The sequence below is a fragment of the Streptomyces sp. NPDC045026 genome (assembly GCF_056432625.1).
Window position 1 is genome coordinate 269,851 of record NZ_JBWKIS010000007.1, and the last position, 14,385, is coordinate 284,235.

General features: G+C 70.7%; 9 protein-coding genes. 5 read left to right on the forward strand and 4 right to left on the reverse strand.

Features of this window, described 5'->3' with window-relative positions; all coding sequences use genetic code 11:
• The first annotated feature begins 35 nt into the window (after nt 1-35).
• Entirely contained in the window at nt 36-2,306 is a 2,271-nt protein-coding gene (locus AC07EJ_RS18360) for an MMPL family transporter (protein WP_389477263.1), read from the forward strand.
• Nucleotides 2,307-2,315: 9 nt separating this feature from the next.
• A complete protein-coding gene (locus AC07EJ_RS18365) occupies nt 2,316-3,659 on the forward strand; it encodes a metallophosphoesterase (RefSeq protein WP_478884529.1) in 1,344 nt (447 codons plus the stop codon).
• A gap of 133 nt (nt 3,660-3,792) precedes the next feature.
• On the opposite strand, the gene AC07EJ_RS18370 is transcribed toward AC07EJ_RS18365, so the two are convergent.
• Nucleotides 3,793-4,827, reverse strand: coding sequence for a zinc-dependent alcohol dehydrogenase family protein (locus AC07EJ_RS18370; protein WP_478884530.1), 1,035 nt, complete (start codon nt 4,825-4,827; stop codon nt 3,793-3,795).
• Between the two features lie 60 nt (nt 4,828-4,887).
• A complete protein-coding gene (locus AC07EJ_RS18375) occupies nt 4,888-6,102 on the reverse strand; it encodes a cation:proton antiporter (protein WP_478884531.1) in 1,215 nt (404 codons plus the stop codon).
• A gap of 55 nt (nt 6,103-6,157) precedes the next feature.
• Between AC07EJ_RS18375 and AC07EJ_RS18380 the strand changes: the two genes are divergently transcribed.
• From AC07EJ_RS18380 to AC07EJ_RS18390, 3 genes are all read left to right on the forward strand, one after another.
• Nucleotides 6,158-7,108 (forward strand): PrsW family intramembrane metalloprotease, encoded by a 951-nt coding sequence (locus AC07EJ_RS18380; RefSeq protein WP_478884532.1) that lies wholly within the window; start codon nt 6,158-6,160, stop codon nt 7,106-7,108.
• Nucleotides 7,109-7,252: 144 nt separating this feature from the next.
• The gene (locus AC07EJ_RS18385) at nt 7,253-7,570 is read left to right on the forward strand and encodes a heavy-metal-associated domain-containing protein (protein WP_389477253.1); all 318 of its coding nucleotides are present in this window, start codon (nt 7,253-7,255) and stop codon (nt 7,568-7,570) included.
• Between the two features lie 115 nt (nt 7,571-7,685).
• Nucleotides 7,686-10,016: a heavy metal translocating P-type ATPase gene (locus AC07EJ_RS18390; protein ID WP_393582083.1), complete on the forward strand. Its 2,331-nt coding sequence runs from the start codon at nt 7,686-7,688 to the stop codon at nt 10,014-10,016.
• 620 nt (nt 10,017-10,636) lie between these two features.
• Here the strand turns inward: AC07EJ_RS18390 and AC07EJ_RS18395 are convergent.
• Nucleotides 10,637-11,926 carry a citrate synthase gene (locus AC07EJ_RS18395; RefSeq protein ID WP_389477249.1) on the reverse strand — a complete coding sequence of 430 codons (1,290 nt, stop codon included), beginning with the start codon at nt 11,924-11,926 and terminating at the stop codon, nt 10,637-10,639.
• A gap of 134 nt (nt 11,927-12,060) precedes the next feature.
• Complete coding sequence (gene recD2 / locus AC07EJ_RS18400) at nt 12,061-14,364, reverse strand: SF1B family DNA helicase RecD2 (RefSeq protein ID WP_389477248.1); 2,304 nt, start codon at nt 14,362-14,364, stop codon at nt 12,061-12,063.
• Nucleotides 14,365-14,385: the final 21 nt, after the last annotated feature.

Here is a 14,385-nt window from a genome sequence, read left to right on the forward strand (position 1 = left end):
TCCCCCGTATCCCCCACGCATTCGGAGAGTGACAAGTGCCGACCACCCGTCAATCCACCGCCGGCAGCCCCGAGGAAAGCCCGCCGGCCCTGCGGCGGTGGGGGCGTCTGACCGCGGCGCGCTCCCGCCCGGTGATCTGGGCCTGTGCCGTCCTGACCGTGCTCGGCCTCGTGCTCGCCGCAGGGGCCATGGACCGCCTGGTGCTCAGCCGTTTCGAGAGCCCCGGCTCCGAGTCGCTGAGCACCCGGGCCGTCCTGGAGCGAGAGTTCAAGGAGGGCACGCCCAGCGTGCTGCTCATGGTCACGGCCAAGCAGGGCACCGTCGACGACACGGAGGTCGCCGCCGAGGGCCGCAGGCTCGAGAAGGAGCTGGCGGGGCAGGACGGCGTGGCCGAGGTCGCCTCGTACTGGTCGCGCGGCAAGTCGCCGGCCATGCGCGCCACCGACGGCAAGCAGGCGCTGATCATCGCCCGGATGGCGGGCACGGTGACCGAGGCCCGTACGAAACTCGGCGAGTTCTCCCCGGACTTCAACCGGGACGAGCGGCTGGTGAAGGTCCGCGTCGGCGGCGGTGACGAGGTCTTCCGTCAGGTCTCCGAGCAGTCGCGGCAGGACTTCCTGCGGGCCGAGATGATCGTGTTCCCGCTGGTCCTTCTACTGCTCTTCGCCATCTACCGTCGGTTCTCGGCGGCGGCGCTCACCCTGGGCATGGGCCTGTTCTCGGTGATCACCACGCTGGCGCTCCTGCGCCTCGTCACGTACGCCACCGACGTCTCGACGTTCGCCGCCAACCTGGCGCTCGTGATGGGCATCGGACTCGGCGTCGACTACAGCCTGTTCGTCATCAACCGGTTCCGCGAGGAGTTGCGGTCCGGGCGTTCCGTCCCCGAGGCCGTCGAGCACGCGGTCGGCAGCGCGGGCCGCACGGTCACCTTCAGCGGTCTCACCGTCATCGTGTCGCTCGCCTGCCTGCTCCTCCTCCCGTTCCCCTTCCTGCGTTCGTTCGCGTACGCCGGCATCGGCACGGTCCTGACCTCGGTCTTCGCCGCCCTCGTGATCCTGCCCGCCGCGCTGGCGAAGCTCGGCACCCGGGTCGCCCGCAAGGGCACCGGCTCCCGCACGCAGAACGGCTGGTGGCACCGCACGGCACTGCGCATGATGCGCAGGCCGCTGCTCTACGGCATCCCGGCCCTGGTGGTCCTCCTGGGCCTCGCCACCCCGACGCTCGGCCTCACCTTCGGCGTGCCCGACGAGCGGGTGCTGCCCAAGGACGTGTCCAGCCGCGTCGTGCAGCAGGAGATCCGCGACCACTTCGCCGCGGAGGAGATGGACGCGATCCAGGTCCTGCGCCCCGGCCAGGCGGGCACGCCCGCGAACCGCGCCTCCGTCGACGCCACGGCCGCCGCGCTCTCCCGCATCCCGGAGGTCCATCAGGTCGACGCACTCACGGGTTCGTACGCCGGGGGCAGGAGGGTCTCCGAGCCGGACCGCGCGTCCGCCGACCGGTTCACGAACGACAAGGACACCTGGTACTCGGTGGTCGCCACCCATCGCGGCCTCGACCAGGACATCGACCGGGTCCTGTCCGACGTACGCGCGACGGCCGGGAGCGAGCCGGTAAGGATCGGTGGCTACCCCGCCGAACTGAGTGATTTCCGCTCCGAGTTGGTGGACCGGCTCCCGCTCGTCCTCGGCCTGATCCTGGTCGTCACCTTCATCATCCTGTTCCTGATGACCGGCAGTGTGCTGCTCCCGGCCAAGGCGATGGTGCTCAACTCCCTGTCCATGGCGGTGATGTTCGGCGCACTGGTCTGGATCTTCCAGGACGGCCACCTGTCCGGCCTGCTCGGCTTCACTCCTAGCGGCACGATCGAACCGAGCATCCCGATCCTCATGTTCTGCACCGCCTTCGGCCTCTCCATGGACTACGAGGTCTTCATGCTGTCGCGGATCAAGGAGGAGTACGACCGTACGGGCGACAACGCCGGCGCGGTGGCCGTGGGCCTGGAGCGCAGCGGCCCGCTGATCACCTCGGCGGCGGTCATCCTGGCGGCGTCGTTCGCCACGTACGCCTCCTCGGGCATCGTCTTCCTCAAGATGCTGGGCATCGGCATGGTCGTGGTGATCCTGATCGACGCCACGCTGATCAGGGCGGTGCTCGTGCCCGTCTTCATGCGACTGGCCGGCAAGGCCAACTGGTGGGCCCCCGCGCCGCTGCGCGCCGTGCACGAACGCTTCGGCATCTCCGAGTCGGCCCCGTCAGCTCCTGCCGCACGGCAGCCCGTCGGCGCATCCGCCGACGCGTAAGGAGATCCGGTGCTGGGAATCGGAATGTGGGTCCTGATGCTGGCGGGCTCCGGCGCCTTCCACTTCTACCTGTGGATGCGCCTGGTCCGTGACACGACCCGGCCCGCGAGCCGCGGGCGGCGCATCGGGACGGGTGTGGTCGCGGTGTCGGCGCTCGCCGCGCCGGGGACCCGGATCGTCACCCCGCTGTTCGACCCGTCGGAGGGCGGGGGCGGGCGCTGGGTTGCGTGGCCGGGCTACACGCTGATCGGCGTGCTCCTCTATCTGCTCCTCGCGCTCGCCGTGCTCGAAGTGCCGAGGGCACTGCTGGTACGGAGCTGGCGACGCCGGGCCGAACGGGAGGCCGCGCCGGAACCGGCGCCCGAGTCCGGGGCGCTGGTGACGGCCGGGGCCGGGCCCGGTGGCGCGTCCGGCTCCGAGTCCGGCTCCGGGTCCGGTTCCGGGTCCGGCGGGCTCGCCGATGCCCCGGCCCCGGACGCCGGGGACCAAGAAGCCGTCCCGGCCGGCCAATTGGCGGACCGCCGGCTCTTCCTCGGCCGCGCGGTAGGCACCCTCGCCGGAGCGGCGGCCCTCGGCACCACCGGCTTCGGCATGGCCGCGGCGCTCGGCGACCCGCAGACCAAGCGCGTGGCAATCGCCCTCACCAAGGTGAACGCGCAGTTGTCCGGGCTCCGTATCGCCGTCGTCAGTGACATCCACCTGGGCCCGCTCCTCGGCCGTTCCCACACGGAGCGGATCGTCCGGAGGGTCAACGCACTGCGGCCCGACATCGTGACGATCGTCGGCGACCTGGCCGACGGCAGAGCATCCCAACTCGGCCCGGCCGCCCGCCCGTTGAGGAGTCTGGAGTCCCGGTACGGCAGCTTCTTCGTCACCGGCAATCACGAGTACCTGTACGACGGGGTCGAGGACTGGCTGGACGAGATGCGCGGCCTCGGCGTCCGTCCGCTGGTGAACGAGCGGGTGGAGATCCGGCACAACGGCTCGTACGTCGACCTGGCCGGGGTCGAGGACCTGGCGGGCGAGGACACGGGCCGGGGCCCCGACCTGGACCGGGCCCTGGCGGGACGGGACGTCTCACGCCCCGTCGTCCTCCTCGCCCACCAGCCGGTATTCGCCGACGAGGCCGCCCGCCAGGGCGTCGACCTCCAGCTGTCCGGCCACACCCACGGCGGCCAGATGTTCCCGCTCACGGCAGTGACGGCACTGTCCAACCCGGTCGCATCGGGCCTCGGCAAGGTCGACGACACCACGGTCTACGTCACCAACGGCGCCGGTTTCTTCGGACCGCCGGTCCGGGTCGGCGCCCCGGCGGACATCAGCCTGCTCGAACTGCGGTCAGCGGGAGGGTAGTTACGGCCGCGCACTCCTTCTCCGGGTGCCGCGCCCTGGCGACCAGCGCCCGGGGCGCGGCACCCGTACGCGCATCCGCACCCGTACCCCTGCCCAGGCCCGCATCCGCGACCGCACCCCCACCCGGGGCCCTTCAGGCCCACGGCTCGATGATCGTCACGCCCGCGCCGGGCGCCGTTCCCATCGTCTCAAGGGCGGCGGGCGCCGCGTCCAGGGTGATCGTGGAGGTGACCAGGAGGTCCGGGCGCAGTAGCCCGGCGCGGACCATCTCCAGCATCTGCGGATAGGCGTGCGCGGCCATCCCGTGGCTGCCGAGGAGTTCGAGTTCGAGCCCGATCACCCGGCTCATCGGCACAACCGGGTCCTGCGGCAGCAGACCGACCTGCACATGGCGGCCGCGGCGCCGCAGGCCGGCCACCGAGGCGGCGCAGGTGGCCGGGGAGCCGAGCGCGTCGAGCGACAGGTGCGCGCCGCCGCCGGTCAACTCCCTTACGGCGGCGGCCACATCGGGTACCTCGGAGGCGTTCAGGCAGTGGGCGGCGCCGAAGGTGCGGGCGAGGTCCAGCGCGGCGGGCGAGACGTCGACCGCGACGACCCGCGCCCCGCTCGCCGCCGCGATCATCACGGCGGACAGGCCCACGCCGCCGCACCCGTGGACGGCGACCCACTCCCCCGCGGCCACCCTGCCCTGCGCGGCCACGGCCCGGAACGCGGTGGCGAACCGGCAGCCGAGCCCCGCCGCCGTCGCGGCGGACAGCTCGTCCGGGACGGCGACCAGGTTCACATCGGCGTGGTCGAGGGCGACGTACTCGGCGAAGGACCCCCGGTGCGTGAACCCTGGCTGGGTCTGGCGTTCGCACACCTGCTGGTCACCGGCCGCGCAGGACGGGCAGGTGCCGCATGCGCACACGAAGGGGACGGTGACTCGGTCGCCGGGGAGCCAGCCGGTCACGAGGTCACCGGCCGTCTCGACGACACCGGCGAGTTCGTGGCCGGGCACGTGCGGCAGCCGGATGTCGGGGTCGTGGCCCATCCAGCCATGCCAGTCGCTGCGGCATAGGCCCGTCGCCCCGACCCGCACCACCACACCGTGCGGCGCGGCCACCGGATCGGGCACGTCCCGCACCTCGGCCCGCTCCCCGAACCTCTCGAACACCACAGCCCGCATCGCCCACGCCCCTCGCTCGCTGACAGCCTTACGGCCCCGAACGTAAGCCTCTTCGCACGGTCACCACGACTCCGCCCCCTCCCTCCGCTCACGCGGCAGCGACCGGGCCCCCTTGCCCGCGCGCAGCTTGAGCCCGATCAGCGGGAAGACGAGCACGGAGATCATGGCCGCGCCGACCAGGGCCGCCGCGTCGTTCGACTTCAGGACGCCGTCGTCGACCCCGATCGTCGTGATCGCCACGACCAGCGGCAGCGCCGTCGAGGCGAGGAGCGTCAGGGCGTGACGGTCCCTGCGGCCCAGGTCGCGCGGCGCGAGCGCGTACACGGGCAGTCCTCGTACGAGGAGGAAAAGGACGAGGAAGACGGGCAGGAGGAGCAGGGTGCGGCCGCCGGACAGCAGGGCCTTCAGGTCGAACTCGATGCCCGTGACAACGAAGAAGACCGGGACGAGGAAGCCGAAGCCCATCGCCTCGACCCTCTCCAGGATCTCGTGCGCGCTGTCCGGGACGGCCGCGTGCAGCACCAGGCGTGTCACCAGGCCGGCGGCGAACGCGCCGAGGAGCACATCGAGGCCGAGCACCTCGGCGGCGCCCAGCATCAGGGCGAGCAGCAGCACGACGAAGCGGACCGCGAACTGGGCGCTGCTGTGCAGCGTCTTGGCGATGACCTTCGCGAACCAGGGCCGGTGCGGCCGGACCGCCCAGACCACCGCCCCCGCCGTCACCAGGGCGAACACCGCGAGGAGCACGGTCGACTCGCCGGGTGAGCGGCCGCTGAGGAGCAGCGCCATGGCGATGATGGGGCCGAACTCGCCGACCGCTCCGACGGCCATCATCACCGAGCCGAACCGCGAGTGCAGGTCGCCCGCGTCGCGCAGTACGGGCAGGACCGTCCCGAGGGCGGTGCTGGTGAGCGCCGTGCCGACGTAGACGCCCTTGGAGAAGGAGCCGTCGGCGAGGAGCGTGCCGAGCGCGAGACCGGCGGCCAGGGAGATCAGCCAGGCCCATACGGACCGTTTCAGGGTGTCGCCGCGCACCTTCGCGAACTCGATCTCGTAGCCGGCGAGGAAGATCAGCATGGCGAGGCCGAGTTCCGAGAGCGTGTCGATGACCTGCCCCTCGCCCGCCCAGCCGAGGACGTCGGGTCCGATCAGGATGCCGAGCAGGATCTCGAAGATCACCAGGGGCACCGGGAGCCAGCGGCCGATTCCGTAGGCCAGCAGCGGTGCGAGGACCGCGATGGTCATGATCAGAATGAGCGTCCCAGGCTGCGACATATCGGGTGTTTACCATAAACTCCCAACAAATCTCCCCCACTCAGAGGGAATTGCCGTGACGCACGCACAGCCGCCCGGCGCGCCCCGAGCCCGCATCCCCGGCCCCAAGCGGCCGCCGTCGTCCGTGCCGCAGATCCGGGCGGGGCTGTGGAAACACTGGCTGTGGGGCGGACTCGCCCTGTGGGCCCTGACCGCTGTCGTCACGTTCGCGACCAGGAACACCACGCTGCTGCCGACGCTGATCCTGCTCGGCAGCTTCCTCGTCCCGGGCGCCTTCGTGCTGTGGGCGTACGAGCGCCACGCGCGCGACCTGGGCGTGAGCCTGACGCTCGGTTGCTTCGCCGTCGGCGGCATCCTCGGAGTGCTCGGCGCTTCGGTGATGGAGTTCTACCTGCTGGCCCCCTCGCTGTGGATGTTCGTCGGGGTCGGCCTGATCGAGGAGGCGGTCAGGCTCGCCGCCCTGATGTTCGTGCTGCGCAGACAGCCCCGGGTGCGCGGGCTGCGGGCGGGGCTCGTCCTCGGCGCCTGCGTCGGGTTCGGCTTCGCGGCCTTCGAGAGCGCGGGCTACGCGTTCAACGCGGCCGTCGGCATGCAGGGCATCGACCTGCGCTCACTACTGGAGACGGAGGTGCTGCGCGGACTGCTCTCGCCGTTCGGGCACGGGCTGTGGACCGCGATCTCCGGCGCCGTCCTGCTGGCCTTCCGCAAGCCGAACGGGCGCTATCGCTTCGCGACGCCGGTGGTGCTCACGTATCTGGGCGTCTCGTTGCTGCACGCTCTGTGGGACTCCATGCACGGCATCGCGATCTGGATCGTTACCCGGCTCACCGCCACGGACCTGCCCCTCTCGCTCTTCGCGGAGGGCTACATCCCGGAGCCGACCGGCACCCAGAAGCACCTCTTCACGCTCTTCTCGGTGGGCGGTCTCGTGATGATCTCGCTCGCGGGGATCGCCTGGGTACGTTCGCTCGCCCGCCGCGACCCCTCTTGGAGAAATACCCCCTAGGGGTATACAGTTCTGAACGTCAGGAGGTCCCGGAAATGCCCCGGCACCTCACGCGCACGCTACGCCGCACGCCTGCACAGACCTGGATGCACGGACCTGACTGCACAGACCTGGATGCACGCGGCCTTCGACAAGGAGAACGACATGAGCGCCCAGACCGAGCTCCCCCAGATCGACGCCGAGTCGACCGGTTCCTGCTGCTCGCCCAGCGGTTCGTGCCACTCGGACGCCGCCGGGAGCGCCGAGGGAGCCGTCACCACCGTGTACCGGGTGACCGGGATGACCTGCGGCCACTGCGAAGGCGCGGTATCGGACGAGATCTCGGGGCTGGCGGGCGTCATGTCGGTGAAGGCCGTGGCCTCCACGGGACAGGTGACCGTCGTCTCCGCGGCGCCCCTCGACGAGGAGGAAGTCAGGGCCGCCGTCGACGAGGCGGGCTACGAGCTGACCGGCAGGGCCTGAGACTTCCTGGCCGTCAGGGCCTGACCCTTCAGTGAGCGCCGGGCCGCCCACCACGGCCCGGCGCTCGTGGTCGTACGCTCGGCCCTAGCTACGTACGCCCCTGGAAAGAACCGCGATGACCACGCCCACGGACACCACGGCCGGGCCGCTCTCCGAAGTGGAGCTCGCCGTCGGCGGGATGACCTGCGCCTCCTGCTCGGCCCGCATCGAGAAGAAGCTCAACCGCCTCGACGGCGTGACGGCGACGGTCAATCTCGCGACCGAGAAGGCGAAGGTCGCGTACGCGCCCGGGGTCGAGGTCGCCGACCTGGTGGCCACTGTGCAGAGGCTCGGGTACACGGCGGAGCCGGTCGTCCGGGAGGAGCCGGCCGAAGTCACCGCGGACGGTCCGGACGCGGACAGCACGCACGGCGGGCCGGAACACGACGGAACCCCGGCCGGGGTCCGAACGGACTCCGGCGCCGGACCCGACCCCACCGCCCCCCTGCGCCGGCGGCTCGTCGTCTGCGCGCTGCTCTCCCTGCCCGTCGTCCTGCTGGCGATGGTGCCCGCCCTGCAGTTCGACAACTGGCAGTGGCTCTCACTCACCCTCGCCGCGCCCGTCGCCGTCTGGGGCGGCCTCCCCTTCCACCAGGCCGCCTGGACCAACGCGCGGCACGGTGCGGCCACCATGGACACACTCGTCTGTGTCGGGACGCTCGCCGCGTTCGGCTGGTCGCTGTGGGCCCTGTTCCTCGGCGACGCCGGGATGAGCGGGATGCGGCACGGATTCACGTTCGCCGTCGACCGCACCGCCGCCGCCTCCACCATCTACCTCGAAGTCGCCGCGGGCGTCGTCACCCTGATCCTGCTCGGCCGCTATCTGGAGGCCCGCTCCAAGCGCCGCGCCGGCACCGCCCTGCGCGCCCTGCTCGAACTCGGCGCCAAGGACGTCTGCGTACTGGACGCCTCGGGTGCGGAAGTGCGCCTGCCCGTCGGGCGGCTGAGGCCGGGCGACCGGTTCGTCGTACGGCCCGGCGAGAAGATCGCGACCGACGGCACGGTCGTGGAGGGCACCTCGGCCGTCGACGCCGCCCTGCTCACCGGCGAGTCCGTGCCCGTGGACGTGACCGTCGGCGACGCCGTCACCGGCGCGACCCTGAACGCGGGCGGGCGGCTCGTCGTCGAGGCGACCCGCGTCGGCGCCGACACCCAGCTCGCCCGCATGGCGCGCCTCGTCGAGGACGCGCAGACCGGCAAGGCCGAGGTGCAGCGCCTCGCCGACCGGATCGCCGGCGTGTTCGTGCCGGTGGTGTTCGTCATCGCGCTCGGCACGTTCGCCGGCTGGCTGCTCGCCACCGGCGAGGTGACCGCCGCGTTCACGTCGGCCGTCGCCGTCCTGATCATCGCCTGCCCCTGCTCGCTCGGCCTCGCGACGCCCACCGCCCTCATGGTCGGCACCGGCCGCGGCGCCCAGCTCGGCATCCTCATCAAGGGACCCGAGGTCCTGGAGAACACCCGGCGCGTCGACACCGTCGTACTCGACAAGACCGGCACGGTGACGACCGGCCGGATGACGCTCCAGGACGCGTACGTCGCCGAGGGCGTCGAGGAGAAGACGCTGCTGCGGCTGGCCGGGGCCGTGGAGCACGCCTCCGAGCACCCCGTCGCGCGGGCCGTCGCACAGGGCGCCGCCGACCGCGCCGGAACGCTGCCCGCCGTCACCCGCTTCACCGCCCTCGCCGGGCTCGGCGTCCGCGGCGTGGTGGACCTCCGCGACGTCCTGGTCGGCCGGGAGCGGCTGCTCACCGAGCACGGGATCGCCCTGCCGCCCGCGCTCGCCGCCGCCAAGACCGCCGCCGAGGCCGCCGGCCGTACCGCTGTCGCCGTCGCGTGGGACGGGGTGGCACGGGGTGTCATCACGGTCGCCGACGCGGTCCGCCCGACGAGCGCTCAGGCCGTCGCCGAGCTGCGCGCCCTGGGCCTCACGCCGGTACTCCTGACCGGCGACAACCGGATCGTCGCCGAGTCCGTGGCCCGCGCCGTCGGGATCGCCGAGGACGCCGTGTACGCGGAGGTCCTGCCGCAGGAGAAGGTGGACGTGGTCCGGCGTCTGAAGACCGAGGGGCGCACCGTCGCCATGGTCGGTGACGGCGTCAACGACGCGGCCGCGCTCGCCACCGCCGATCTGGGGCTCGCGATGGGCACCGGCACGGACGCCGCGATCGAGGCGGGCGACCTGACGCTGGTGCGCGCGGACCTGCGTGTCGCCGCGGACGCGATCCGGCTCTCGCGGCGCACCCTCGCCACCATCAAGGGCAACCTCTTCTGGGCGTTCGGCTACAACGTGGCCGCGCTGCCGCTGGCCGCCGCCGGGTTCCTGAACCCGATGATCGCGGGCGCCGCGATGGCGTTCTCGTCCGTCTTCGTGGTGACGAACAGCCTCCGGCTGCGGACGTTTTCCTGAAGTGAGCGGCCCTTTTCCTGGAAGGACTTCACATCGCCCCCTGGTCTGGCCCATCATCAAGGGGTCTTCACATTCGCCTCACATCACAACCGCATCATTCTCACGTCCGGACCTCGATCTACATATGGGGTCTCTTGCGCACGATCAGGACATATGCAAGAGACGCAGATCACAGTGATCTGAACGTAACCATTTGAGGTTCTCGTGAGTCTAAGGAGGCGATGCAGGAACGTCTTGGGGGGCGTTTCTGTGTTGACCGGGGCCGTCTTGGGGGACGGACCCGACCGCGTTGGCCGGGACACGTGCCACGGAGAGCTTGAGCGGCCCTCCCGTGTACGCGTCCCGGCAGACCGCACCACAGACGCCCGGACGGATCCCGTGGGGGGAATCCGCACCGGGACAAGGAAAGCGCCCCGACTGCCGACCCGTGGGGGGATTGGCAGCGGGGCGCTTTCCGCTTTCTCTTCACTACTGCTCCCGCTCGACGCGGGGTGCGCTGCGTGGTGTGCGGTCACGCAGCGCGGGGTGCGCGGTACGAGGCCTCGACGGGGACGAAGTCGCGCAGGACCTCGCCGGTGCCGTGCTGACCCGGGGACAACCCCCGGACCCCCGGCCGATACTCAGCGAGCCTCGACGGGGACGAAGTCGCGCAGGACCTCGCCGGTGTAGATCTGGCGCGGGCGGCCGATGCGGGAGCCCGGCTCCTTGATCATCTCGTGCCACTGGGCGATCCAGCCCGGCAGCCGGCCGAGGGCGAACAGGACCGTGAACATCTCGGTCGGGAAGCCCATGGCCCGGTAGATGAGGCCCGTGTAGAAGTCGACGTTCGGGTAGAGGTTGCGCGAGACGAAGTACTCGTCGGAGAGCGCGTGCTCCTCCAGCTTGAGCGCGATGTCGAGCAGCTCGTCGGACTTGCCGAGGGCCGAGAGGACATCGTGCGCCGCGGCCTTGATGATCTTGGCGCGCGGGTCGAAGGACTTGTACACCCGGTGGCCGAAGCCCATCAGGCGGACGCCGTCCTCCTTGTTCTTCACCTTGCGGATGAAGGAGTCGACATCGCCGCCGTTGGCCTGGATGCCCTCGAGCATCTCCAGGACCGACTGGTTGGCGCCGCCGTGCAGCGGGCCCCACAGCGCGGAGATACCGGCGGAGATCGAGGCGAACATGTTCGCCTGCGAGGAGCCGACCAGACGCACGGTGGACGTCGAACAGTTCTGCTCGTGGTCCGCGTGCAGGATGAGCAGCTTCTCGAGCGCGGCGACGACGACCGGGTCGAGGTCGTACTCCTGCGCCGGCACGGAGAACGTCATGCGCAGGAAGTTCTCGACGTAGCCGAGGTCGTTGCGCGGGTAGACGAACGGGTGGCCGATCGACTTCTTGTACGCGTACGCCGCGATGGTCGGCAGCTTGGCGAGCAGCCGGATCGTCGACAGGTGGCGCTGCTGCTCGTCGAACGGGTTGTGGCTGTCCTGGTAGAACGTCGACAGCGCGCTGACCACGGAGGACAGCATCGCCATCGGGTGCGCGTCACGCGGGAAGCCGTCGAAGAACCGCTTGACGTCCTCGTGGAGCAGCGTGTGCCCGGTGATCTCGCTCTTGAAAGTGGAGAGCTCGTCGACGGTCGGAAGCTCGCCGTTGATCAGCAGGTAGGCCACCTCGGTGAAGGTGGAACGCTCGGCCAGCTGCTCGATCGGGTAGCCGCGGTACCGGAGGATGCCCTGCTCACCGTCGAGATAGGTGATCGCGGATTTATAGGCGGCGGTGTTGCCGTATCCGCTGTCGAGGGTCACCAGACCGGTCTGGGCCCGGAGCTTCCCGATGTCGAAGCCCTTGTCACCGACGGTGCTGTCGATCACCGGGTAGGTGTACTCGCCATCGCCGTACCGCAGTACTACAGAGTTGTCGCTCACGTCATCCCTCACCGACGTAGTGCCTCTTCTTCGAGGTGCCCTGACTGTTCTCTACCATCCCCCACTTGGCCCAGCAGAGTGCACTCGGGGTCGACCATTGGGCCTATTCGCGGCACTCAGTGCCGCGAACTTGCTCATCCTGCCCCCTTCGCCCCGCTTCCGGAAAGCCCGTGTGACGTTTCCGACGCATTTGATCGATCGAAAGTTACCAAACCGAAGGATGTCCCCCCGGAGAGCCGGAACCCGAGCGCCGTACAGCGCCTTCCCGCCGAGACCGTGCGCACCGCCTGGCCGAGCGCCTTGCGCGAACCGACGAGTACCACCAGCCGCTTGGCGCGCGTGACCGCCGTGTAGAGGAGGTTCCTCTGCAGCATCATCCAGGCACCGGTCGTGACGGGGATCACGACGCACGGATACTCACTTCCCTGGGAGCGGTGGATCGTCACGGCATAGGCGTGAGCCAGCTCGTCCAGCTCATCGAATTCGTATACGACTTCCTCGTCCTCGTCGGTGAGAACCGTCAGCCGCTGCTCGTCCGCGTCGAGGGAGGTGACGACGCCGACGGTGCCGTTGAAGACGCCGTTCGCCCCCTTCTCGTAGTTGTTCCTGATCTGGGTGACTTTGTCGCCCACGCGGAAGACCCGGCCGCCGAAGCGCTTCTCGGGGAGGTCGGGGCGGGCGGGCGTGACGGCTTGCTGGAGCAGGCCGTTGAGGGTGCCGGCACCGGCCGGGCCGCGGTGCATCGGGGCGAGGACCTGGATGTCACGGCGCGGGTCGAGGCCGAAGCGGGCGGGGATGCGGCGGGCGGCGACGTCCACGGTGAGCCGGCCCGCCTCCTCCGTGTCCTCCTCCACGAACAGGAAGAAGTCCTTGAGGCCCTGGGTGAGCGGGTGCCGGCCCGCGTTGATCCGGTGCGCGTTCGTGACGACGCCGGACTCCTGGGCCTGGCGGAAGATGCGGGTGAGGCGGACCGCGGGGACCGGGCTGCCCTCGCCCAGCAGATCGCGCAGCACCTCGCCCGCACCGACGCTCGGCAGCTGGTCGACATCGCCCACGAAGAGCAGATGGGCGCCCGGCGGCACCGCCTTCGCCAGCTTGTTGGCCAGCAGGAGGTCCAGCATCGACGCCTCGTCGACCACGATCAGGTCGGCGTCGAGCGGCCGGTCCCTGTCGTAGGCGGCGTCGCCGCCGGGCTTGAGTTCGAGCAGGCGGTGGACCGTGGACGCCTCCGCGCCCGTCAGCTCGGCCAGGCGCTTGGCGGCGCGGCCGGTGGGGGCGGCGAGGACGACCTTCGCACGCTTGGCACGGGCCAGTTCGACGATCGAGCGCACGGTGAACGACTTTCCGCAGCCCGGTCCGCCGGTGAGGACGGCGACCTTCTCGGTCAGGGCGAGCTTCACCGCCTCCTCCTGCTCGGGCGCGAGCTCGGCCCCCGTACGCCCCGCGAGCCAGGTCAGGGCCTTGTCCCACGCGACGTCCCGGAACGCCGGCATCCGGTCCTCGTCGGTGCGCAGCAGGCGCAACAGCTGGGCGGACAGGGAGAGTTCGGCGCGGTGGAAGGGGACGAGATAGACCGCGGTCACCAGCTCCTCCCCGCCTTCCGGGCCCGGCACCCGCTCCCGTACGACCCCCTCCTCCTCGCCCGCCAGCTCGCCCAGGCAGTCGATGACCAGGCCCGTGTCGACCTGGAGGAGCTTGACCGCGTCGGAGATCAGCTGCTCCTCCGGCAGGAAGCAGTGGCCCTGGTCGGTGGACTGCGAAAGTGCGTACTGGAGGCCCGCCTTGACGCGCTCGGGACTGTCGTGCGGGATGCCGACGGACTGCGCGATGCGGTCTGCGGTGAGGAAGCCGATGCCCCAGACGTCGGAGGCGAGCCGGTAGGGCTGGTTCTTGACGACGGAGATCGACGCGTCGCCGTACTTCTTGTAGATGCGCACCGCGATCGACGTGGACACCTCCACGCTCTGGAGGAAGACCATCACTTCCTTGATGGCCTTCTGCTCCTCCCAGGCGTCGGCGATCTTCTTCGTGCGCTTGGGTCCGAGGCCCGGGACCTCGATCAGGCGCCCGGGCTCCTGCTCGATGATGTCGAGGGTGTCCAGGCCGAAGTGACGGGTGATCCGGTCGGCGAAGACCGGTCCGATGCCCTTGACCAGACCGGATCCGAGATAGCGGCGGATGCCCTGGATGGTGGCGGGCAGGACCGTCGTGTAGTTCTCCACGGTGAACTGCTTGCCGTACTGCGGGTGGGAGCCCCAGCGGCCCTCCATGCGCAGCGACTCACCGGCCTGCGCGCCGAGCAGGGCGCCGACGACGGTGAGCAGATCACCGCCGCCGCGGCCGGTGTCCACACGGGCGACCGTGTACCCGCTCTCCTCGTTGGCGTACGTGATCCGCTCCAGGACCCCCTCGAGCACCGCCATCCCCGCGTTCGCCATGAGGCGACCGTACCGGTGGGG

Excerpts from the sequence above, each read along its gene's own strand:
- AC07EJ_RS18385 (WP_389477253.1), top strand. The coding sequence starts at position 7,253 with ATGAGCGCCCAGACCGAGCTCCCCCAGATCGACGCCGAGTCGACCGGT.
- AC07EJ_RS18390 (WP_393582083.1), top strand. The coding sequence starts at position 7,686 with ATGACCACGCCCACGGACACCACGGCCGGGCCGCTCTCCGAAGTGGAG.
- AC07EJ_RS18375 (WP_478884531.1), bottom strand. The coding sequence starts at position 6,102 with ATGTCGCAGCCTGGGACGCTCATTCTGATCATGACCATCGCGGTCCTC.
- AC07EJ_RS18370 (WP_478884530.1), bottom strand. The coding sequence starts at position 4,827 with ATGCGGGCTGTGGTGTTCGAGAGGTTCGGGGAGCGGGCCGAGGTGCGG.
- recD2 (WP_389477248.1), bottom strand. The coding sequence starts at position 14,364 with ATGGCGAACGCGGGGATGGCGGTGCTCGAGGGGGTCCTGGAGCGGATC.